We start from the raw sequence: 20,763 nt of genomic DNA on the forward strand, positions 1-20,763 counted from the left end.
GCCGCGGCACCCGCCGCGGCCGTCCTTTGTTTTTTCAGACGTGAGCCGGCCGCCCCCTGGGCGCCCGCCGAGACAGAATGGCCCAGAAACCAACCCCCACCGGCCCCTCGCAGCGTCAGCAGCGCGTGGCCGAACTCATCCGCCACGCCCTCGCCGAGGTGCTCCAGCGCGGCGACATCCAGGATCCGGTGCTCGGCACGCATGTCGTGACCGTGCCGGAGGTGCGGATGTCGCCGGACCTGAAGCTCGCCACCGCCTACGTGATGCCCCTCGGCGGCCTTGACGAGGCGCCGGTGATCGCCGCCCTGGAGCGTCACCGGAAGGTGCTGCGCCAGGAGGTGGCGCGGCGCGTGAACTTGAAATTCGCGCCGGAGCTACGCTTCCGGCGCGACGAGACCTTCGACGAGGCGGCGCGCATCGACAGGCTGCTGCGGGACGAGCGCGTGCAGCGCGATCTCGATCACGGCCGGGATGACGACGAACCGGAGACCGGACCGGGGCATTGATCCCGACCACCAAACGAAAAGGGACGGGGCGCAGCTCCGGGGGACGCGAGGACATGACGGTTTCCACCGAAGACCAGCCGCAGGGTGAGCGCCCGGCCTTGACCTCGACCGTGGGTTTAACGGTGGGCCCGAACGCCGAGCGCCGGGACCCGGAAGGACGACGCCCGCAGCGCGGGCCGCGGCCCGACCGGCCCAAGCGCCGCGACGTCTCGGGCTGGGTCATCCTAGACAAGCATGTCGGCATGACCTCGACTCACGCGGTCGCGGTGGTGAAGCGTGCCTTCAACGCCAAGAAGGCCGGTCACGCCGGCACCCTGGATCCGCTGGCTTCCGGCATCCTGCCGATCGCGCTGGGCGAGGCGACCAAGACGGTCCCCTTCGTCATGGACGGCCGCAAAGCCTACCGGTTCACGGTCCAGTGGGGCGTTGAGACCGACACCGACGATGCCGAGGGACGCGCCGTCGCCAACAGTGACGCCCGCCCGGACCGCGCGGCGGTTGAGGCGGCGCTGCCGGCCTTCGTGGGAGCGATCGAGCAGGTGCCCCCGCGCTACTCGGCCATCAAGATTCAGGGTGAGCGCGCCTACGACCTCGCCCGTGAGGGTGAGGTGGTGGAACTCGTCGCCCGGCCGGTGCAGATCGATCGCCTCGCCGTGGTGGAGCACGACGGCGAGCGCACCGTCCTCGAGGCGGAGTGCGGCAAGGGCACCTACGTGCGCGCCCTCGCCCGCGACCTCGGCCGCATGCTCGGCTGCTACGGCCACGTCGCGGCCCTGCGCCGCACCCGTGTCGGCCCCTTCTCGGAAGCCGAGGCCTGCCCGGTCGGCACCCTCACGGATGACAGCCCCGAGGCCGCTCTCGCTCACCTGCGCCCGGTGGAGACAGCCCTCGACGCGATCCCGGAGGTGGCGGTCTCCCGCGACCTCGGTCTGCGCCTGATGCGCGGCCAACCCGTAATCCTGCGGGGCCGCGACGCCCCCGTGGAGGGCAAGGCCTTCGCCACCTGCGCCGGCATCCTGGTCGCCGTGGGCGACGTCGAGCGCGGCGAACTGGTGCCCCACAGGGTGTTCCACCTCGGCGGCACCGCCCCGAACCGCAGCGCCTGACCCCAGCGCCGGACCGCGGCGCCGTGCGCGGCCCCGGGCGTGGCCGGCCGCGCATCGGGCCGGGCATCCTGGCCTCCACCTGAGGCGCGTCGGCGCAGGCGGAACGAACCTGGGCCGTGGAACTTTGGCCCGGGCGGGTGATCCGGGTCGACGATGCGCGAGCTTGACTACGATGTGGCGGTGATCGGCGCCGGAACGGCCGGCATCGCCGCGTATCGCGCGGCGGCTGACGCCGGTGTCCGTGCCGTGCTGATCGAGCGCGGCCCCGGCGGTACCACCTGCGCCCGGGTGGGCTGCATGCCCTCCAAGCTTCTGATCGCGGCGGGCGCGGCCGCCCACGCGGCGCGCAGCACCGACCTGTTCGGTATCCGGGTATCGGGCGTGGTGGTGGATGGCCGCGCCGTCCTCTCGCGTCTGCGCGCCGAGCGCGACCGGTTCGTCGGCGGCGTGCGGGATGGGCTGGACGTGCTGCCCGGCGACGATCGGATCGCCGGCAGCGCCCGGTTCCGGGACGGGCGCAGCCTCGCCATCGACGATCACACGTGCGTCCGCTTCCGCGCCGCCGTCATCGCCACCGGATCGAGCCCGATCGTGCCCGGGCCGCTGCGCGAGCTCGGCGACCGGTGCCTGACCACCGACACCCTGTTCGAGATCGCGGATCTGCCGGATTCCCTCGTGGTCCTCGGGGCCGGTGCGGTCGGCATCGAGATCGCGCAGGCGATGGCGCGGCTCGGCGTCGCCGTCACGGTGATCGACGCGGGCGACACCGTCGCGGGCCTCGCCGACCCCGATCTGGCGCGCCAGGCAGCCGCGATCTTCGGCGCGGAGCTCGATCTGCATCTCGGCGCGGAGGTCCACGCCGCTGCGCCGGACGGCGACGGCGTGCGTCTCCATTGGACCGGGCGCGACGGGCGCGAGCAGGTCACGCGGGCGTCGCGGGTCCTGGCCGCCACGGGGCGGTCGCCGAACCTGGGGGCGCTGGACCTGGAGGCGGCCGGCCTGCGTCCCGGCGCGGATGGAATCCCGGATTTCGACCGTCGCGCCCTCGTCTGCGGTGGGGCGCCGATCCTGATCGCGGGGGATGCTGATGCTTGGCGTCCCGTGCTGCACGAGGCAAGCCGCCAGGGTTCGATCGCCGGCACGAACGCCGCCGCACTGGCCGCCGGACGCGCCGTGGCGGCGGCCGCGCCGTGGACGAGCCTCGCGATGGTGTTCACGCATCCTCAGGCCGCGCGGGTGGGCGAGCCCTACGATCCGGCTGCCGGAGGCCGCGTCGTGGGAGCGGTGGACTTCTCCGATCAGGGCCGCGCCCGGGTCGACGGGCTGAATCACGGCGGCATGCGGATCTGGGCCGATCGAACCGGGCGGCTGCTCGGCGGCGAGATGCTCGGTCCCGCCGTGGAGCACCTCGCGCACCTCCTCACCTACGCGATCGGCGACGGGCGCACCGCGCAGGACGTACGAGACCGGCCGATCTACCATCCGACGGTGGAGGAGGGGTTTCGGAGCGTCATGACGGAGATCCTGCACGGCACAACGGGACACTGAACGTGTTGCAAAGACAGCCATTGCGCTCGATCCATCTCAGCGCCATACCGCTCCCGATGAGCCGGTTTCGCACCTGATGCCGTCGAACCCGGCCCGCGAACACGGCGTCGAACTCGACGCCCTTGCCCCCGATGAACTCGACAGCCTGGACCAGGGCGTGATCGGGCTGGATTCGGCCGGCACGGTCGTGGTGTTCAGCGAGGGCGCCAGCACGATTTCCGGCTTGTCGCGGGAAGCGGTGCTCGGGCGCGATTATTTCCGCGACGTGATGCCGGGCACGAACGTCCCGGGCTTCCGCGGCCGTTTCCTGGCGGGAGCCCGCCGCGGCACCCTCGACCAGAGCTTCGACCACGTCTTCGGCCGCCTGCCGCAGCCGCTGCGGGCCCGGGTGCGCATGCGCCGCGGTCACGTCACGGGTGTGCGCCCGGTGACGTGGCTGACGATCGACCCGCTGGAAAGCCTCGGAGCCGGTCTGCCGCGCGAGGCCGTGATGGCGGCGATCGGCCAGCGGGTCCGCGCCGAGCCGGTGGATGCCAGCCTCTGCGAGCGCGAGCCGATCCACATCCCGGGATCGATCCAGCCGAATGCCGTGATGCTGGCGGCCGATGCCGCGACGCTGCTGGTCCTCGCCTACTCGGCCAACATCTCGGAGATCGTCGACCCGGTCGAGCCGCCGCTGGCGGGTCGGCCCCTGGCCGACGTGCTGCCGTCCGACTTCGTCGCGGCGATCCGGACCCGCCTGGCGGGCGGGGGGCTGGAAGATGGCCGCTCGCTTCGGCGGCGCCTGACGCTCCCGTGCTCCAGCACGCCCTACCACGCCGTCGCCCATGCCCATGCCGGGCGCCTGATCGTCGAGCTGGAACTGGAGCCGGATTCCGCGGACGACTTCGCGACCGCGAGTCAGATCGACACCGAACTGGCCGTCGGGCGCCTGCGCGAGGCCGGGACTTTGGCGGACGCCGCCCGGATCGCCGCGCTGGAGATCCGGGCGCTGACCGGCTTCGAGGCGGTGCTGGTCTACCGCTTCGACACCGACTGGAACGGCGAGGCGGTGGCCGAGGACAAGGCCCCGGATTGGTCCCGCAGCCTGCTGGGCCTGCGCTTCCCCGCATCCGACATCCCCGCCCAGGCGCGCGCCCTCTACACCAAGGCCAAGAGCCGCTTCGTGATCGACCGCGACAGCGTGCCGGTCGGGCTGGTGGCGGCGCCGGGAGCCGGCAACGGCCCGATCGACCTGACCTTCGCCCAGCACCGGACGCTCTCGCCGATCCACCTTGAGTACCAGCGCAACCTCGGCGTGAACGGCTCGATGTCGATCTCGATCATGGTCGAGGGCCGGCTCTGGGGCCTTATGATCGGGCACCATCGCCGGCCGCACTACGTCGCGCCGGAAACCCGCTCCGCCGCGACGGTGCTCACCGACGCCTTCGCCATGCGGGTGCAGGAGATCGAGTCCCGCCGGCTCTGGGCTGAGCGGCAGGCGCATCTCGACGTGGAGGGACGGCTCGTGCGCGGGCTGACCCGCTCCGACGACTTCGTGGCGGCCCTGACGGGCGGCGGGACGACGCTGCTCGACCTGTTCAGCGCCACCGGGGCCGGCATCGTCTCGGGCGAGCGGGTCACGCTGATCGGCCGGACGCCCCCGCCCGAGATAGTGACGGCGATCACCGGCTGGTTGCGGACGCGCGTGGGGGAGGGTGAAACCGGCTACAGCAGCAACAGCTTCACCACCGAGTACCTGGAGGCGGCTCCCTATCGCGAGATCGCCAGCGGCCTGCTGGCGGCTTTCCTGGACGAATCGCGGGAGAACCTGCTCCTCTGGTTCCGCCCCGAAGTGCCCAGCACGGTCACCTGGGGCGGCGACCCGCGCAAGCCCGTGCTGGCGGGCAGCGGCCCGGTAGCGGTCCTGCCCCGGCGCTCGTTCGAGCGCTGGATCGAGGAGCGCACCGGCTTCGCCAACCCCTGGGCGGATTGGCAGCTCCAGCTCGCCGGCTCCCTGGCGGAGGCGGTGGAGGGCGTCGTGCTGCGCCAACGCCGCAAGATCGACGAGCTGACCAGCCTCCTCGCCGAGAAGGAGCGCCTGCTCGAACAGAAGGATCTGCTGACCCGGGAGATCGACCACCGGGTCAAGAACTCGCTGCAGATCGTCTCGGCCTTCCTGCAGATGCAGCGGCGCCAGATCGCCGACGGCGAGGCACGGCAGGCTTTCGCCGACACCTCCGCACGGGTGATGAGCGTCGCGCGCGTACACGACAGCCTGTACCAGGCCGACCGCGTCGACGAGGTCGATCTCGGCCAGACCATCGAGAATCTGTGCAACGATCTCGCGGGCCTCGCAGGCGATGGCCATGCCGTCGATCTCACCGCTGAGCCCGGCCTGATGGTGCCCTACCGAAAGGCGGTGGCGCTCTCGCTGATCGCCACGGAACTCGTCACCAACGCCTTCAAGTACGCGGCGAACCCGACGGGCGGCGGACGGGTGGAGGTCAGCGTCTCGGCGTCCGGTCCCGGTGAGGTGCAACTGCGGGTCTGCGACGACGGCGCCGGTCTGCCCGCCGACTGGGCCGACGCCCGGGCCCGCAGCAAGGGATCGGGCCTCGGCATGAAGCTGATCCGGGCGATGCTCGACCAGATCAACGCCCGGCTCGACGTCGCCAACAATCCCGGCGCCTGCTTCACGATCACCGCGTGAGCCGAGATCCCGCGCACAGCCGCGACAGCGTGCATGCACGCCTGCGCGCGGCGACCGATCCGGCCCATCGCGCCCTGGAGGACAGCCTCGACTGGCGGGGCCGGGTCGCGACGCTGCCCGGCTACCGGGACCTGCTGGCGCGGCTCTACGGCTTCCACGCGATCTGGGAGCCGGCGATCGGGGCCGAACTCGGCGACGAGCCGTTCCTGGCGCCGCGCCGTCGCCTCGCCCGGGTCGCGGCCGACCTCGACCATCTCGGCCTCGCCCGGGGTGCGGTTGCGGCGCTGCCGCGGCCGGCCGCGCCGCGCCTCGACGGCCCCGCCGCGGCGACGGGCGCGCTCTACGTCTTGGAGGGCTCGACGCTGGGGGGGGCGCTGATCGGCCGTCACATCGCCGGCTTGCACGGCTTCACGGGCGACGGGCTTGCCTATTACCGGGCGCACGGCGCCGCGGCAGGCGCGATGTGGGCCGCCTTCCGGGCGCGCCTCGAAACCTTCGGGACCGATCCCGCCGCGGAGGCGTCCCTCACCGCAGCGGCGGCAACCACCTTCACGGCCATGCGCGCGTGGCTCTGCGCCCCGCGGGTTGCGGACTGACGAACGGGATCGGCTCAGCGCTGCGCGTCCCGCTGCGCTCGCAGAGGGACGCTCAGCCGTTCAGCCAGACGGCTCACCGGCCGCTCCGCCGGGCGCAGCAGCAAAGTCGCGATCGAAATTTCCGGGCGGAACGGGCGCAGGATCATCGGCAGCCCCGTCAGTGGCGTGCGAGACCGAGATCGCACGGGCCCGACGCGGCTCAGGACCAGATCGCGTCGGGGCTCGGCACGTGAACCGAGACCCGCAATCCGAGGCATTCGGCGTCGAAGCGAGGCAGCCGCCGTGAGGCCAGGGACGGCTGGCAGGCCACGGGCAGGCAATCCGGCCCCCGGTCCCGGATGCGGCGCGCGGCATGGCCGAGGTAATCCAGGCCCGCGAAGGTCTGCTTGACCTCGTGGGCGAAGGCCTCGCCCTCCTGGGTCGTCACCGCACTGCCGTGGCCGCGCACGAAGTGCTGGAAGCCGAGTTCCGCCTCAAGCTGCGCGATGGACCGGCCGACGTGCGGCTGCCCGGAGCCCAGCGCCGCGGCGGTCCGACCTTAGGGCGTCTCGGCCAACAGCCCGTCGACAAATTCGGCAAGTCCGGTCCGGCGGGCGCGCTTCAACCGCTCGGCGGCCAGGATTCCCTGGAGGGACCTGAAGGCGTTCTGCAGGTCGTCGTTGACGATGACGTAATCGTACTCGACCCAGCGCTGGATCTCCGTCCGGGCATTGGCGAGGCGCTTCTCGATCGTCTCGGTCGAGTCCTCTGCCCGGCGCTCCAGGCGCTGGCGCAGTTCGGCCATGCTGGGTGGCAGGATGAAGACCGTGACGACGTCCTGGGCGAGCTTGGAGCGCACCTGCCGGGTGCCCTGGTAGTCGATGTCGAAGATCATGTCGCGGCCGGCGCCGAGCACCTTCTCGACGGGCCGACGAGGCGTCCCGTAGAAATTGCCGTGGACCTCAGCCCATTCGAGCAGGTCGTCGCGGCTGCGCAGGTCCTCGAAAGCCTCGCGATCGATGAAGTGGTAGTGCCGCCCATCGATCTCCGAGGGGCGTCGGGCCCGGGTCGTCACCGAGATCGACAGGTCGAGCGCCCAGGCGGGATCCTGCGCGATCGCCCGGGTCAGCGTGGTCTTGCCCGCTCCGGAGGGCGAGGACAGGATCAGGATCAACCCGCGCCGCGCGATCGGTTCGGAGGTGCCCCCGGCCGGCTCGGTCATGCGCGTGGCTCCGCGGCATTTCGCATCCGTATCCTCACGTGTCGTCCCGTCATTCGATGTTCTGGACCTGCTCGCGGAACTGCTCGACCACGGCCTTGAGGTCGAGTCCGATCCGCGACAGGCTGATGTCGTTGGCCTTGGCGCAGAGCGTGTTGGCCTCGCGGCCGAATTCCTGCGCCAGGAAGTCGAGGCGGCGGCCGATCGCGCCGCCCGCCGCCATCAGTTCACGGGCGCTCGCCACGTGGGCGCGGAGCCGGTCCAGCTCCTCGCGGACATCCGCCTTGCCGGCGAGCAGCATGGCCTCCTGATGCAGGCGGTCCGGATCGAGACCGCTGCCGCCCAGGGCTTCGACGGCCGCCGTCAGACGCGCGCGCACCGCCTCGGGCCGGCGCGCCGGATTCTCGTCGGCCGCCTGGGTCAGCGCGGCGATCCGGTCGACCTGACCGGTGACGACCTGTTCCAGCTGCCGCCCTTCCGTGCGCCGGGCCTCGACGAGGTCGGCCACCAGCCGGACGACCCCTTCGGCCAGGTCGTGGGCGAGGGACTGGGTTTCGGCCGCCTCGTCCTCGACCTCGATCACGCCGCGCACGCCGAGGAGACCGTCGAGGGTTGCGGGGGCCACGCCCTCCGGCACCGGCACCCGCGCCACCGCCTGTGCGAGGCTCGCCAGCAGGGTCTCGTTGATCCGCACCCGGGCGGCCGCCTCCGGCTTGGTGAGCGTCAGCGTCAGCTGGCACTGGCCGCGGCTCAGGGTTTTCTGGAGGGCGGTGCGGGCGGTCTCGCCGAGACCGTCATAGCCGGCGGGCACGCGGGTGCGCACGTCGAGCCCGCGCCCGTTGACGCTGCGGACCTCCCAGGCCCAGTGGACCGGACCGGTGGTGCCCGCCGCACGGGCGAAGCCGGTCATGCTCGCGATCTGGGCCATGGCGACCCCTGTCCCCGTGAAGATCGGGGCCTGTAGCACGGATCCTCACCGAGGGAAGAGGCCGGTCGGCCTATGCCGTCGCGGACGGCGCGCGGCACGGCGTCGGGACGGGCGCCCGGCCCGCAGCCTCAATCGGCCGGCCGGCCCTTCATCATGGCTTCGACGTCCATCCACATCAGTTCGATCACGTGGCCGTCGAGATCCTCGATGCTCCGGCCGTACATGACATCGCCCATCTCCTGCTTCGGCCGAAGGTCGGCGCGCCCCCCGGCGGCGACCGCGCGCTCCACGCTCCCGTCGACGGCGGACCGGCTGTCCTCGGACAGGCAGATCAGCACCTCGGTGGCGGCCCGGGCATCGGCGATCGGGCGCGGCGAGAAGCCTGCGAAATGCGCGTGGCTCAGCAGCATGACCACGATCGTGTCGGAGAACACCATCGCGGCGGCCGTATCGGGTTGCGAGAAGCGGGCATCCCGGCTCGCGCCGAGAGCCGCGTAGAAGCCGGCCGAGCGCTCGACGTCGGCGACGGGCAGATTGACGAAGATCATCCTGGGCATGTGTCCCTCTCCACTCTTCCGCGGGCTGCGCAGGTTCGGTCACGCCGCTGGCGGGAAGTACGGCGCTCCTCTCCCGTGCAGGCGAGGGGCGGGGTGGGGAGCTTCGGGGGCGGGCCTCGGGGCGCGTGCGGGGCGAACCTCCGCCCGAGCGGTCACATCCCCGTCCCCCTACGGCGAGGGACGCGCTCTCCCTCCCTTAACGGGAATGCGCCGGCCTCCGCGTGCGCCCGAGCCGTGTCCGCTCTCCACGGATGGGCACCGCGAAGCCCCGGTCCGGCCGAGGTGGCCTGGAGCGACGGGGTCCCGCGTGACGAACTGGCGTGACGACCGTCAACGCCGGCCGCGCGGCGCCACGGCCGGTTCGCCGAGCGCCGGCACCGTCTTGGGCGAGCCCAGGTCGTAGCTGCGGTTCTTCAGCGGATCGAGGCGCGTGCCCTCCGACGCGTCGAAGGCGCGCGAGCCCGGCGTGCCGGCGTCGAGGGCGAAGGCGGCGTTCGTGTTGACGCCGTTGCCCGGCGCGTAGGCCGAGGCCCGTCCGGGCGTCGCCGGGTCGGGACCCGGCTCGACCTTGTCGACGGCGTCCGGCGGGGCCTGGCGGCTTTTCTCGACCGCGCGCCAGCGGGCGACGTTGCGCTGGTGCCCCTCGAGCGAGTCCGCGAAGGCGTGGCCGCCGCTGCCGTCGGCCACGAAGAAGAGGTCCTTGGTGCGCGAGGGGTTGGCCACCGCCTCCAGGGCGGCCTTGCCGGGATTGGCGATCGGGCCCGGGGGCAGGCCCTCGATCACGTAGGTGTTGTAGGGGGTCGGCCGGTCGATCTCGGAGCGCAGGATGCCGCGGCCGAGGGTGCCGCGGCCGCCCACGAGTCCGTACACGATGGTCGGGTCGGATTGCAGCTTCATCCGCTTGTTGAGGCGGTTGATGAAGACGCCGGCCACCCGCGGCCGCTCGTCGGCCCGGCCGGTCTCCTTCTCGACGATGGAGGCGAGGGTGACCATCTCGGCCGGGGTCCGCACCGGCACGTCGGCGCTGCGGCGGAGCCAGATCTGGTTCAGCACCTCGCGCTGCTTGGCCTTCATCAGGTTGACGATCTGCTGGCGGGTGGCGCCGCGCTCGAACTTGTAGGTGTCGGGCAGGAGCGAGCCCTCGGGCGGGATCTCGTTGATCTCGCCGGTGAGGACGTCGTTGTCGTTGAGGCGGCCCACGATCTGCTCGGAGGTCAGACCCTCCGGGAAGGTGACGGCGTGCTGCACCTGCCGCCCGGTGGCGATCGTGTCGAGGGTGTCGGCGATGCTCGCATGCGCCTTGAACACGTACTCGCCCGCCCGGAGCGCCGGCCGGCCGCCGAAGCGCGCGGCGAACTCGAACAGGCCGGTGTGGTCGATCACCCCCTCGCGCTTCAGGGTCTCGGCGATCTCACCGGTGCCACTGTGCGTCGGGATCACCACGACCTTGTCGGCCGCGAGCGGACCCGGCTCGCGCACCTGCCGCTGGAACAGGGTGATGCCGATCATCGCCGCGATGGCGATGACGACCGCGAAGGTCAGCGCGCCGCTGACGATGCCCACGAGGCCGCTCCGCTCGCGCTCGGGCTTCTCCGGGGGCGGGGGCGCGACAGTGGGCTTGATCGCCTCGCCGGGGGAGCGCGGCGAGAGCCGCTGCGGCAGGGCGGGCTCGTCCGTCGGGTCCTGCGCGATGCGCTCGGGCGGGGGCAGCTTGGAGCGGCGGAAGAACATCGGGATCCTGTCTGGGCCCGCGCGACCCGATACGCGTCGCGGGCCGGGATCGGCTGCCCGCAACCGGGTGCGCACGTCGAGACGGAGACCCTAGCCGGGTTTGTGGCGAAAATGCCGTCCTGCGGCGCGGCGACGCAGGGTTCGTCGCCCTCAGCCCTGGGTTTGGCAGGCCGCGCAGAAGAAGGTCGAGCGGTTCGCCTGGACGATGCGGGCGATCGACCCGCCGCAGCCCGGCCGGCTGCAGGGCAGCCCGACCCGGTCGTAGACCCGGAAGGCGTGCTGGAACGCGCCCGCGCTGCCGTCCGTGTGGGCGTAGTCGCGCAGCGTCGAGCCGCCTGCCTCCACGGCCTCCTCCAGAACCGCGACGATCGCCTTCGCGAGGGCGTTGGCCTTCGCGGTCGGACGTCCGTCGGCCTTCGCGAGGCTCCCGGCCGGGGCTTCCGGATGCAGGCGCGCCCGGTGCAGGGCTTCGCAGACGTAGATGTTGCCGAGGCCCGCGATGAGGCGCTGGTCCAGCAGGGCGGCCTTCAGGGGCGCGATCTTGTGGCGGAAGAGCTGGGCGACGACCGCGCCGGTGAGCCCGTCGAGGGGCTCGATCCCCATCCGGGCGAAGTGGCGGCAGGTGGCGAGTCCCGCGCTCGGCACGAGGTCCATGAAGCCGAAGCGGCGGGCGTCGTTGTAGGTCACGGTGGCGCCGGTGCTCATCGCCATGACGACGTGGTCGTGCTTCGGCGTACCCTGAGCCCCCTCCAGATAGAAGTCGCCGGGCGAGAGGTTGCTGCCGTCGGGCAGTGCCACGTCGAACCGGCCGCTCATGCCGAGATGCATCACCAGCGTCTCGCCCGAGTCGAGATCGGCCGTGAGGTATTTCGCCCGGCGGGCGAGGCCGGTGACGGTCCGCCCCTCCAGGCGCGCGGCGAACCGCTCCGGGAACGGGAAACGCAGGTTGGCCCGGCGGAGGGTGACCCGGCTGAACCGGGCGCCGACCATCGCGGGGGCCAAGCCCCGCCGCACCGTCTCGACCTCGGGAAGCTCCGGCATCTCTCTCGCGGCTTGCCTGCACGGCGCCCTGTGCGCCGGCTCCGGATATCGGCGGGGCGCGCCGTCATGGCAACGGTGCCGGTGTCGCGCGGTTTGCCGCGCTCGGCGCGTGGGGCCCGGCGGATCCGAAATCCCTATCGCCGCCGCAGCCGCACGTAGAGCGCGCCGCCGCCGCCATGGTGGCGTGCGGCCTCCTCGAAGCCGAGGACGATGCCGCGCAACTCCGGCCCGCGCAACCAGTGCGGGACGCTGCGGCGGAGCACCCCGCGCTCGGCGAAGGCCTCGGAATAGCCCGGCCCGCCCTTGCCCGTGACGACCAGCACGTAGGCATGGCCGGCGGCCCGCGCCCGGAGCAGGAAGCCGGTCAGCGCGGCGTGCGCCTCCACCTGCACCATCCCGTGCAGGTCGATCCGCGCCTCGATCGCCAGCCGCCCACGCCGCAGGCCGACCTTCGCGGACCGCTCCAGGCCCGGGCTCGGGGCATGGCGCTGGGGCGGCGCCTGGTAGGGCGCGGCGGTCGGCGATCGCGGCGGCTCCGGCACCGTCATCGGTGGCGACTTGGCGCGCGGTCTCTTGGTGATCGGGGGGGCGCTGGGCTTCAGGATCGGCGCCGTGAGCACCGGCATGGTGGCGGTCGGCGCCGCCGGAGCGGGCACGATCTCGGGATGCGGGGGGGCGCGGCTGAGCAGCGGCGTCACCAACTGGGCGATCGCGTCCCAGAGCCGGGCTTCGCCGGCGGTGAGGCGGCGCCCGCGGCGGGGCGGCCTCACGGCGCGTTCTCCGGGGCGGCACCGCGTTTCGGCAGGAGGACCACGAAGCCGACGGCGTCCCGCAGGTTCCCGGCCGTCACGCCCGCCTGCGCGCCGGTGCCGACGAAGAGGTCGCCCCGGGCCGGGCCGACGATGGCCGAACCCGTATCGGCCGCGACGACGAGCCGCCCGACCTCGCCGGAAGCGCCGCCGGGGATCGGGCCGGCGAGCCAGAAGGGCAGCCCGTAGCGCCACAGGGTCGCATCGATCGCGAGGCTGCAGCCGGGGCTGAGGGGCGCGTTGGCGGCTCCGGGCGGCCCGAGGGCCGGATCCGTCACGGCGGCAAGGCGGAAGAAGATGTAGGACGCGTTGGCACGGATCAGCCGCTTGGCGATCTCCGGGTGATCGCGCAGCCACCCCGTCCAGCGGGCCAGCGTCAGGCCCTCCAGGGGCAGGTGCCCCTCCTGCACGATCAGCTTCGCCACTGCGGTGTAGGGCCGCCCATTCCGACCGTCATAGAGGACACGCACGACGGTTCCGTCCGGCAGGCGGACCCGCCCGGACCCTTGCACCTGCAGGACCAGCAGATCGACGGTGTCGCGCAGCCAGAGGATCGGGCGCGCGCGCGCGCCCAGCGCCCCGTCGTCGATCGCGGCGCGGTCCGGGTAGGGCACGAACCCGTCCTCCGTAGCGCGGGCGGCGCGCAACCCCGGGTCGAGACCGGGGCGGCTCTCCCCGGGGCCGAGGGAGACGAGGTCGTCCGGCCGGGCGAGCACCGGCGTCGGGAAGTCCGGTCCCGGAGCGAGGGAGCCCGTCAACTCCGGCTCGAAGTAGCCGGTCAGGAAGCCGGGCCGCTCGGATCCGGGCAGCTCGACGCGGAAGGCCTCGAAACGCTCCCGGAAGAAGGCGGCGGCGTCCGCCACATCCCCCGCGGCGGCCGCGCAGGCTTCGGCCAGGGCGGCCGGATCGCCCGCGACGCCCGCGGCCTGAGGCAGGGCGGGGGGCGGCGCGGCGCAGACCCGGCGGAACGCATCCAGCGCAGCGACAGGCGTCCGGCCGGGAAATCCCGGAAGCGCATCGAGGGCGACAGGCGTCAGGATCGCGCCGCCGACCGCCACGGGCGTGGCGGCCGACGCGTGAGTCAGCAGAGCGAGGAGGGCGGCCGGGACGATTCCGGACAAGGCACGCGGGATCGACACGGCAAGGCTGTCACGCAGTCAGGCGCCGGCCTCGGTGGCCACGAGCTGCCAGTTCGGATCGCGCGCCCCCAGGGTTCGAGCGAAGGTCCAGACGTCCGGCACCTCGACCACCGTCTCGGCGCTGCCGTCCACGACCTTGCCCTCGGCGTTGCGGGTGGCGGTGATCAGGTTCGACAGGAAGCGCACGGTGACCTGCGCCACCCGGTTGCGCACCTCGACGGCGACGATCTCGGCCTTGTCGATGGAGACGAAGGTCGTCTCCAGGGTCTGCCGGTTACGCTCGCGCTCGACGATCGCCCGCTCGAACGCCTCGCCGACCTCCTTGGAGAGGAGCCCGCGCAGGGTCTTCCGGTCGCCCTTCGCGAACGCGATCATGATGGCCTCGTAGGCGGATTTGGCGCCTTCCAGGAAGGCCCGCGGATCGAAGCTGGGCTCCGCCTGGACGCAGGCCTCCAGCCCTCGGGACACCTCCGAGCCGGGCTCGGCGATCCCGCGCCAGTCGCGCGGCGCGGCGGCGGGTGGCGAGGCGGCCTGCACCCGGTCGGCGCCGGGCAGCCGCACGACGTTGTCCCCGTCGGTCCGGGCCTGGGGCTCGGTGCGGCTGCGGTCGACCGGCTTGAAGGGTGAGCGTTCCGCCCCCGTCTTCTGGCCGAGCACCGAGCGCAACCGCCAGATCACGAAGACGGCCAGCGCGAGGAAGATGATCGTCGTAATGTCGAAACTGTCCTGCATCACCGATCCGATGGTGGCCGCGGCGAGACCCTGTGCCCCTTGCTCAGGTCGTGCGCGGTGCGGCGCCGGCTAAGCGCGCATGGGTCCTGGCGACTCATATCCGACCAACGCGCCGGGAGCGAGCCGGTTGTACCAGTGCGGGATCCGATCCCGCTCCCGATGCGATATGGGTCGCGGGGGCCGTCACCGCCAGCGCCACGCCAGCTCGCTTGTCCAGGCTCGATGCCCGTGTTAGCGGCCCTGCAGTTTGCGCAGTTCCGCGGCGCGATCCAGCGGCTCCCGCTGAGACAACCCGCGCCGGCCATGCCGGCCGATCGAGAAGGATGATCCGCATGGCCGACTCCCCGGCAGCGAACGGTAACGGCGGCGGCATGCCGCAGGGCGATGTGCCGACGATCAACGCCCTGGCGCAGTACACGAAGGATCTCTCCTTCGAGAATCCGAACGCGCCCCGCTCCCTGCAGCCCAAGGAAGGCCAGGGACCGCAGATCAACATCCAGGTGAACGTCAACGCGGCGCAGCTCTCCGAGACCGACTTCGAGGTCGAGCTGAAGCTCGAAGGCGACGCCAAGATCCAGAACGAGGTGCTGTTCGCCTTCGAGGTGACCTATGCCGGCGTGTTCCGCCTGCTGAACATCCCGGCCGATCAGATCCATCCGGCCGTGATGATCGAGTGCCCGCGCCTGCTCTTCCCCTTCGCCCGTCAGATCGTGGCGGAGGCGGTGCGCAACGGCGGTTTCCCGCCCCTGTACATCGATCCGATCGACTTCGTCGGCCTCTACCGTCAGAAGATGGTGGAACAGCAGGGTGCGCAGGGTCCGCTCGCCTCCTGATGCGACGATCGGCGGTCGGTCAGCGACCGCCGGGACTTCGGTAGGCCGCGGTGAGCGTGCGCAGCGCCTCCGCGGCACGCCCGTCGAGGCGGCGGGCGCGCAGCACGATCCAGGTGCGGGGCAATTCGGGCAGTCCGAACGCGCCGCCGATCTCCAGGGCGCCCGGCGGCGCGGTGCTTGGCGCCAGCGCCGCGACGGCCAGCCCGGCCATGACGGCGGCCCCGACCGCCATCACGCCGCCCCCGACGAAGATTTCCGTCCAAGGCAAACCCGCAGCGTCGAGGGCGCGGGTCGCCACCCCCCGGACGTTGCAGGGACCCGCCAGCCCGGCGAGCCGCAGGGGCTCGCCCGCGCGCGGGGCGGGGAAGTCCGGCGCGGCAAACCACCCCAGGCGTTCCTCGGCCAGGACCGTTCCGCCCCGTTCCGCGGGCTCCTCGGTGCGGAGGATGACGGCGTCGAAGCCGCCCTCGCCGGGTGAATCGAAGGCTGTTGCGAGATCCCGCGAGGGCCTGATCCGCACCTCGGCGACGAGCCCTGCCTGGGCCAAGCCGAGGCGCCGCAGCAGGTCAGGCAGATCGGGCCCGGCGACGTGATCGCTGATGCCGAGGCTGAGCCGGGCCGGAGCTGCGCCCGCCACGTCGGCCAGGGCGCTGTCATGGGCCTCCAGCAGGCGCCGCGCTGCCAGCAGGAACAGCTCGCCCTGCCGGGTCACCGCCACGTGCCGCGGCGTCCGATCGAGGAGGCGCGTGCCGATCCGATCCTCCAGGCGCTTCAGACGAAGGCTGATCGCGGCCTGCGAGGTATCGAGCGCCGCGGCAGCCCGGGTGAAGCTGCCGAGATCGACCACCCGGACGAAGGCGAGGACGCCCTCGAGATCCAGGGGACGCGCGTGCACCATAATGATTCGTTATCTTAGATATCAGTGGCGATATCTCGATGATATCGTCATCGCGTGCAAGCCTGTCGGTGCGAACAGGGAGTGCACGATGCTCATCGCCCGATACTGGCACCGTCTGCCGGCCGATTATCCGATGGCCTGGATCCGCGATCGCGTCACGGCGCGCGCCCCAGCCTGGGACGGGATGCCGGGCCTCGTCTTCAAGGGCCGTCACGATCGAGGATCGGGCGCGGGGCGCCTCGGCCAACGCCTGCAGCGCGCTCTACCTGTGGCGGGACACCGGGGCGGCCGCGGATTTCCTCGGCAGCTCCGGCTTCCAAGCCGTGGTCGACAGCTTCGGCCGGCCCCGGATCGACGTCTGGCTGGCCTGGGCGGTGAGCTTCGGCACCGCTATCACGAGCCGGTTCCTAGCCGACGAGACGCGGCTCATCGCAACGGACGCGGATCTGGAGAGCCTGCGGGCGCGTGAGGTGGCCCGCGGACGTGAGATTGCCGGTCAGCGCGACGTGCTGGCATCCGCCAGCGGCCTCGATGCGGGCACTTGGCGGCTGACACGCTTTACCCTTCGGGCCGCGCCGGTCGCGGACATCTCCGCGGCCGCGATCGCCCCTCTCGCAGCCCCCGGCCTCGCGGCCGCGCGCCGTCTCTGATCCCCAGCCCGGAGGAAGACCATGCCGATAACCCGCATCTCCCTGCGCGCCGGTACGACCGACGCCTACCGCGCCGCCCTCGTCACCGGAATCTATGACGCGATGCGCGAAGCCTTTTCGGTTCCGCAGGGTGATCTGTTCACCCTCGTGCACCAGCACGAGGCGGCCGATTTCGCCTTCGACCCCGACTACCTCGGCATCCCGCGCGGCGACGGGCTCGTGATTATCCAGATCACCGCCAACGCCACCCGGGGGACCGCGCAGAAGCGGGATCTCTACGCGGCCATCGCCCGCAACCTCGCGCGCGACCCGGGCGTGAAGCCGGGGGATGTTCTGGTCAACCTCATCGAGGTCGCCCCGGAGAACTGGTCCTTCGGGGACGGGCTGATGTCGTACGGGCCGCCGCAACCCTGAGCGCGGGACCCGCCGATCCCGGTCGGCACGGCCACCGGCCGTTGCGGCGACGCTCGCCGGCGTCTGGGCTTGACCGTTGCAGGTCCCACGTTCAGGTGCGGGGCCCGCAACGGCTCCTGGATCGCATGGCTCCCACCGCTCACCTCGCCCTGATCAACCTGTTCATCGGCGACATCCAGGGTGGCCTGGGTCCGTTTCTCGGGACGTGGCTGGCGCAGGCCGCCGGATGGAGCCCGGCCCGGATCGGCTTCGTGATCACGCTGGTCGGATTCGGGACCCTGTTCCTCAGCGGTCCCTTCGGCGCACTGGTCGACCGGTTTCCGCGCCCCCGCCTGCTCATCGCGCTCGCCTGCGGTGCGATCCTGGCCGGAACGTTGCTGCTGCTTCCGGCGCGCAGCGTCCCCGCCGTTCTGGCCGCGCAACTCCTCGCCGCGGCGGGCGGCACCCTGCTGCTTCCGGCGGTCGCCGCCCTCACCCTCGGAATCGTGGGGAAGGACGGCTTTCCCAAGCAGCAGGGTCGCAATCAGGCCTTCAACCATGTCGGCATCCTGGTCGCGGCCGGCGGTATCAGCCTGGGCACCAGCACGTTCGGACCCGCGATCGCGTTCTGGGTACTGGGCGGCATGGCGGTCGCCGCGATCGTCGCCACCCTGACCACGCCGGCCGGGGCCTGGAACCGCCGCCGCGCGGTCGGCTGGAAGGAGGACGAGGAGGACGAGCCGGCGCGCAGCGGCATCCGGCAGGTGCTGGGCAACCGCCGCCTCCTGGTGCTGACGGTGGCCCTGACCCTCTTCAACCTCGGCAACGGCGGCATGCTCTCGCTGCTCGGCCAGAAGCTCGTGGCCACGGCCGCCGATGCCACGACCTGGACAGCCCGCTACGTCATGGTGGCGCAACTCGTGATGGTGCCGGTGGCGTTGTTCGCCGGATCCCTGGCGGACCGGCGGGGGCGGCGGCAGCTCCTGATGGTCGCCTTCGCGGTGCTGCCCGTGCGGGCGCTCCTCTCCGGCCTGATCGACGATCCGGTCTGGCTCATCTCGGCCGAGGTGCTCGACGGGGTCGCCTCCGGGATCGTCGGGGTGGCGGTGCCGGTGGTCATCGCCGACCTGACCTGGGGGTCCGGGCGCACGCAGACGGCCCTCGGCAGCGTCAACGCGGTCCAGGGCGTGGGCGGCGCGCTGTCGGGCTGGTACGGCGGTCTGGCCTACGGCTTGTTCGGCTGGACCGGATCGTTCCTGGCGCTCGGCGTGCCGGCCCTCGTCGCCCTCGCCCTCGTCATCTGGCTCGACGCGACGCCCGAACCGGGCCGACGGCGGCGCCGACGGGAGCGGCAAAGCGCGGCCATTCAGGGCGCCTAGGCTTGGCCGGGATCCGGCACGGCGATCCCGGCTGCCGTCCGCGATGACGGGCAATGCGATACGACAAAGCCCGGCCGGGGGCCGGGCTCCGATCGGATAGCCGTGTCGTCGCCGATCAGCCGATATGCGGGCTGCCGGTCGCGGCCGGGAACCGGTCGGCCAGGGCGCGGCGGAGTTTCTCCAGGGCGCGGTTCTCGATCTGGCGGACCCGCTCCTTCGAGATGCCGAGGCGCTGGCCCAAAGCCTCCAGGGTCGCCTGATCCTCGGCGAGGCGCCGCTCGCGCAGGATGCGCAACTCGCGCTCGGACAGGACCGTGAGGGCCTGCTGAAGCCAGCTGAGGCGACGCTCGCCGTCCACGGTGGCGCTGACCGTCTCGTCCGGCAGGTCGGCGCCGTCCACCAGGAAGTCCATCCGCTCCGAGGAGGCATCGCTGTCCTCGCCCACCGGGGCGTTCAGCGACATGTCGGGGCCGGAGAGGCGCGCGTCCATCAGGGCGACGTCGTCGCGCGAGACGCCGATGGCGGTGGCGATGCGCCGGTGGATCTCGTCGCCGACATGCTCCTCGGTGGACTGCATCAGCCTGGCGCGCAGACGGCGCAGGTTGAAGAACAAGGCCTTCTGGGCCGAGGAGGTCCCGCCGCGCACGATCGACCAGTTGCGCAGGATGTAGTCCTGGATCGAGGCCCGGATCCACCACGTCGCGTAGGTGGAGAATCGGACATCCCGCTCCGGCTCGAAGCGGGCGGCAGCCTCCATCAGGCCGACGTGGCCTTCCTGAACGAGATCGGCCATCGGCAGGCCGTAGTGACGGAAACGCCCCGCCAGGGCGATGACGAGGCGCATATGGGCTGAGATCAGACGGTGAAGGGCGCGCTCATCGCGGGCATCCTTCCAACGGACGGCGAGGCCGCGCTCCTCCTCCCGGGCCAGGAAGGGTGCCTCCATCGCAGTCCGTATGAACTGCCGTCGAATTCCCGCGATCTCAGCCATCCCGCCTGCCTCTTGTTGTCGAGTGCTGTTGCGGCGCCGGACCTGCTGGTCCGGCGCGCAGGCGCCTCCCAGGGGTGACGCCAGGCAACCGACAACGGAAGGCAAAACGCGAAAGTTCCGCCCCGATGCCCCAGAATGCGACAACGGGCCGGCCACGATCGCGTGTGCAGTTGAGGTGACATGGGCGCAGGCGCGGTCGTGTCCAGCCCCGCGGAGGCCGGAGAGGCCCCGCCGATGTTGCGACCGCACCGGCGCCGCCCACGAAAAAACCCGGCCGCAACGGGCCGGGTTTGATCGGACGTACCGGAGGAAGGAAGCCTCAGGCGGCTTCCTCCTGGATGTCGTCGCCTTCCGTCTCGCCCTCGGGCTCGGCCTCAGCCTCGCTCTTGGCGCGGCGGGGCGACTTCGCGAGGCTCTGGTCGATGAGCTTCAGGGCCTCGGTCTCGGTGATGCGGTTCACCGAGGAGATCTCGCGCACGATCCGGTCGAGGGCCGCCTCGTAGAGCTGACGCTCGGAATAGGACTGCTCGGGCTGAGCCTCGGAGCGATAGAGGTCGCGGACCACCTCGGTGACGGCCAGGAGGTCGCCCGAGTTGATCTTGGCCTCGTATTCCTGGGCCCGGCGCGACCACATGGTCCGCTTGATCCGGGCACGGCCGGTGAGCAGGTCCAGGGCCTTCTTCACCAGCTCCGGCTCGGCGAGCTTGCGCATGCCCACGCTGTTGGCCTTCGCGGTCGGCACGCGCAGGACCATCTTGTCCTTCTCGAACGACACCACGAACAGCTCAAGCTTGTAGCCCGCGATCTCCTGCTCCTCGATCGCCGTGATGCGACCGACGCCGTGGGCCGGATACACGACGGCCTCGCCGGTCTTGAAACCTTGCCGGCCTGGGGTCGTCGTCTTCTTGGCTGTGGTCATGCGAGAAGGGCCTCCACTGGCGCGCAGCCATTCAAGGCCGCGCGAAACCGTGTTGTTCCGGGCGGGACACCCGGTTTGCCTCGCCGCTCCCGATAACCTCGCCCGAGGCGAAATCCA

Annotated in this window: 21 protein-coding genes and 1 pseudogene; 9 read left to right on the forward strand and 13 right to left on the reverse strand. The window is 72.0% G+C overall.

The genetic code is table 11. The features are described 5' to 3' along the window. Nucleotides 1-77: 77 nt before the first annotated feature. The 5 genes from rbfA (at nucleotide 78) to MKK82_RS15875 (ending at nucleotide 6,448) form a co-directional block, all read left to right on the forward strand. Nucleotides 78-506, forward strand: a complete 429-nt coding sequence (rbfA, locus tag MKK82_RS15855) for a 30S ribosome-binding factor RbfA (RefSeq protein ID WP_238286841.1) — start codon at nucleotides 78-80, stop codon at nucleotides 504-506. Nucleotides 507-559: 53 nt separating this feature from the next. Continuing rightward, entirely contained in the window at nucleotides 560-1,612 is a 1,053-nt protein-coding gene (truB, locus tag MKK82_RS15860) for a tRNA pseudouridine(55) synthase TruB (protein WP_243986251.1), read from the forward strand. Between the two features lie 153 nt (nucleotides 1,613-1,765). Then, nucleotides 1,766-3,160 (forward strand): dihydrolipoyl dehydrogenase, encoded by a 1,395-nt coding sequence (locus tag MKK82_RS15865; protein ID WP_243986252.1) that lies wholly within the window; start codon nucleotides 1,766-1,768, stop codon nucleotides 3,158-3,160. A gap of 76 nt (nucleotides 3,161-3,236) precedes the next feature. Then, nucleotides 3,237-5,852 (forward strand): histidine kinase dimerization/phosphoacceptor domain -containing protein, encoded by a 2,616-nt coding sequence (locus MKK82_RS15870; protein WP_243986253.1) that lies wholly within the window; start codon nucleotides 3,237-3,239, stop codon nucleotides 5,850-5,852. Continuing rightward, complete coding sequence (locus tag MKK82_RS15875) at nucleotides 5,849-6,448, forward strand: biliverdin-producing heme oxygenase (protein ID WP_238286837.1); 600 nt, start codon at nucleotides 5,849-5,851, stop codon at nucleotides 6,446-6,448. The genes MKK82_RS15870 and MKK82_RS15875 overlap by 4 nt, the downstream gene beginning before the upstream one ends. A 199-nt stretch (nucleotides 6,449-6,647) precedes the next feature. Here the strand turns inward: MKK82_RS15875 and MKK82_RS34210 are convergent, their stop codons facing one another. From MKK82_RS34210 to MKK82_RS15920, 10 genes and pseudogenes are all read right to left on the reverse strand, one after another. After that, nucleotides 6,648-6,875, reverse strand: coding sequence for a hypothetical protein (locus MKK82_RS34210; RefSeq protein ID WP_313902100.1), 228 nt, complete (start codon nucleotides 6,873-6,875; stop codon nucleotides 6,648-6,650). Between the two features lie 39 nt (nucleotides 6,876-6,914). Then, nucleotides 6,915-6,968 (reverse strand): annotated as a pseudogene (locus MKK82_RS34215) (hypothetical protein); the annotation flags it as partial. 18 nt (nucleotides 6,969-6,986) lie between these two features. Continuing rightward, on the reverse strand, nucleotides 6,987-7,649 hold the full coding sequence (gene gmk, locus MKK82_RS15885; protein ID WP_238286835.1) for a guanylate kinase: 663 nt from the start codon (nucleotides 7,647-7,649) through the stop codon (nucleotides 6,987-6,989). A 49-nt stretch (nucleotides 7,650-7,698) separates the two neighbouring features. Beyond that, the gene (locus MKK82_RS15890) at nucleotides 7,699-8,574 is read right to left on the reverse strand and encodes a YicC/YloC family endoribonuclease (protein WP_243986254.1); all 876 of its coding nucleotides are present in this window, start codon (nucleotides 8,572-8,574) and stop codon (nucleotides 7,699-7,701) included. Between the two features lie 128 nt (nucleotides 8,575-8,702). Beyond that, nucleotides 8,703-9,131, reverse strand: coding sequence for a VOC family protein (locus MKK82_RS15895; protein WP_238286833.1), 429 nt, complete (start codon nucleotides 9,129-9,131; stop codon nucleotides 8,703-8,705). Between the two features lie 330 nt (nucleotides 9,132-9,461). Next, on the reverse strand, nucleotides 9,462-10,862 hold the full coding sequence (gene mltG / locus MKK82_RS15900; protein ID WP_238286832.1) for an endolytic transglycosylase MltG: 1,401 nt from the start codon (nucleotides 10,860-10,862) through the stop codon (nucleotides 9,462-9,464). 150 nt (nucleotides 10,863-11,012) lie between these two features. Continuing rightward, nucleotides 11,013-11,903, reverse strand: a complete 891-nt coding sequence (gene mutM / locus MKK82_RS15905) for a bifunctional DNA-formamidopyrimidine glycosylase/DNA-(apurinic or apyrimidinic site) lyase (protein WP_238286831.1) — start codon at nucleotides 11,901-11,903, stop codon at nucleotides 11,013-11,015. 134 nt (nucleotides 11,904-12,037) lie between these two features. Continuing rightward, entirely contained in the window at nucleotides 12,038-12,673 is a 636-nt protein-coding gene (locus MKK82_RS15910; RefSeq protein WP_243986255.1) for a Smr/MutS family protein, read from the reverse strand. Continuing rightward, entirely contained in the window at nucleotides 12,670-13,851 is a 1,182-nt protein-coding gene (locus MKK82_RS15915) for a murein transglycosylase A (RefSeq protein WP_373323305.1), read from the reverse strand. Before MKK82_RS15915 ends, MKK82_RS15910 begins: the two co-directional genes overlap by 4 nt. Nucleotides 13,852-13,869: 18 nt before the next feature. Beyond that, nucleotides 13,870-14,583 carry a Tim44/TimA family putative adaptor protein gene (locus MKK82_RS15920; protein WP_238286829.1) on the reverse strand — a complete coding sequence of 238 codons (714 nt, stop codon included), beginning with the start codon at nucleotides 14,581-14,583 and terminating at the stop codon, nucleotides 13,870-13,872. A gap of 332 nt (nucleotides 14,584-14,915) precedes the next feature. On the opposite strand from MKK82_RS15920, the gene secB reads away from it, so the two are divergent. After that, nucleotides 14,916-15,416, forward strand: coding sequence for a protein-export chaperone SecB (gene secB / locus MKK82_RS15925; RefSeq protein WP_238286828.1), 501 nt, complete (start codon nucleotides 14,916-14,918; stop codon nucleotides 15,414-15,416). A 19-nt stretch (nucleotides 15,417-15,435) separates the two neighbouring features. Here the strand turns inward: secB and MKK82_RS15930 are convergent, their stop codons facing one another. Next, nucleotides 15,436-16,314 carry a LysR family transcriptional regulator gene (locus MKK82_RS15930; RefSeq protein WP_243986256.1) on the reverse strand — a complete coding sequence of 293 codons (879 nt, stop codon included), beginning with the start codon at nucleotides 16,312-16,314 and terminating at the stop codon, nucleotides 15,436-15,438. 266 nt (nucleotides 16,315-16,580) lie between these two features. Here MKK82_RS15930 and MKK82_RS15935 point away from each other — a divergent pair, with 266 nt between their 5' ends. From MKK82_RS15935 to MKK82_RS15945, 3 genes are all read left to right on the forward strand, one after another. Further along, the gene (locus MKK82_RS15935) at nucleotides 16,581-16,964 is read left to right on the forward strand and encodes a DUF4865 family protein (RefSeq protein WP_279603064.1); all 384 of its coding nucleotides are present in this window, start codon (nucleotides 16,581-16,583) and stop codon (nucleotides 16,962-16,964) included. Nucleotides 16,965-16,985: 21 nt separating this feature from the next. Beyond that, nucleotides 16,986-17,378 carry a tautomerase family protein gene (locus MKK82_RS15940; protein ID WP_243986258.1) on the forward strand — a complete coding sequence of 131 codons (393 nt, stop codon included), beginning with the start codon at nucleotides 16,986-16,988 and terminating at the stop codon, nucleotides 17,376-17,378. A gap of 125 nt (nucleotides 17,379-17,503) precedes the next feature. Continuing rightward, the gene (locus MKK82_RS15945) at nucleotides 17,504-18,736 is read left to right on the forward strand and encodes an MFS transporter (protein ID WP_238286824.1); all 1,233 of its coding nucleotides are present in this window, start codon (nucleotides 17,504-17,506) and stop codon (nucleotides 18,734-18,736) included. Nucleotides 18,737-18,851: 115 nt separating this feature from the next. On the opposite strand, the gene MKK82_RS15950 is transcribed toward MKK82_RS15945, so the two are convergent. Together MKK82_RS15950 and MKK82_RS15955 are read right to left on the reverse strand one after the other, a co-directional pair. Continuing rightward, the gene (locus MKK82_RS15950; RefSeq protein WP_238286822.1) at nucleotides 18,852-19,727 is read right to left on the reverse strand and encodes an RNA polymerase factor sigma-32; all 876 of its coding nucleotides are present in this window, start codon (nucleotides 19,725-19,727) and stop codon (nucleotides 18,852-18,854) included. A 319-nt stretch (nucleotides 19,728-20,046) separates the two neighbouring features. Next, nucleotides 20,047-20,646: a CarD family transcriptional regulator gene (locus tag MKK82_RS15955; protein ID WP_238286820.1), complete on the reverse strand. Its 600-nt coding sequence runs from the start codon at nucleotides 20,644-20,646 to the stop codon at nucleotides 20,047-20,049. Nucleotides 20,647-20,763: the final 117 nt, after the last annotated feature.

Origin of the sequence: Methylobacterium sp. E-046, from assembly GCF_022829625.1 — a bacterium.
GTDB lineage: Bacteria > Pseudomonadota > Alphaproteobacteria > Rhizobiales > Beijerinckiaceae > Methylobacterium > Methylobacterium longum.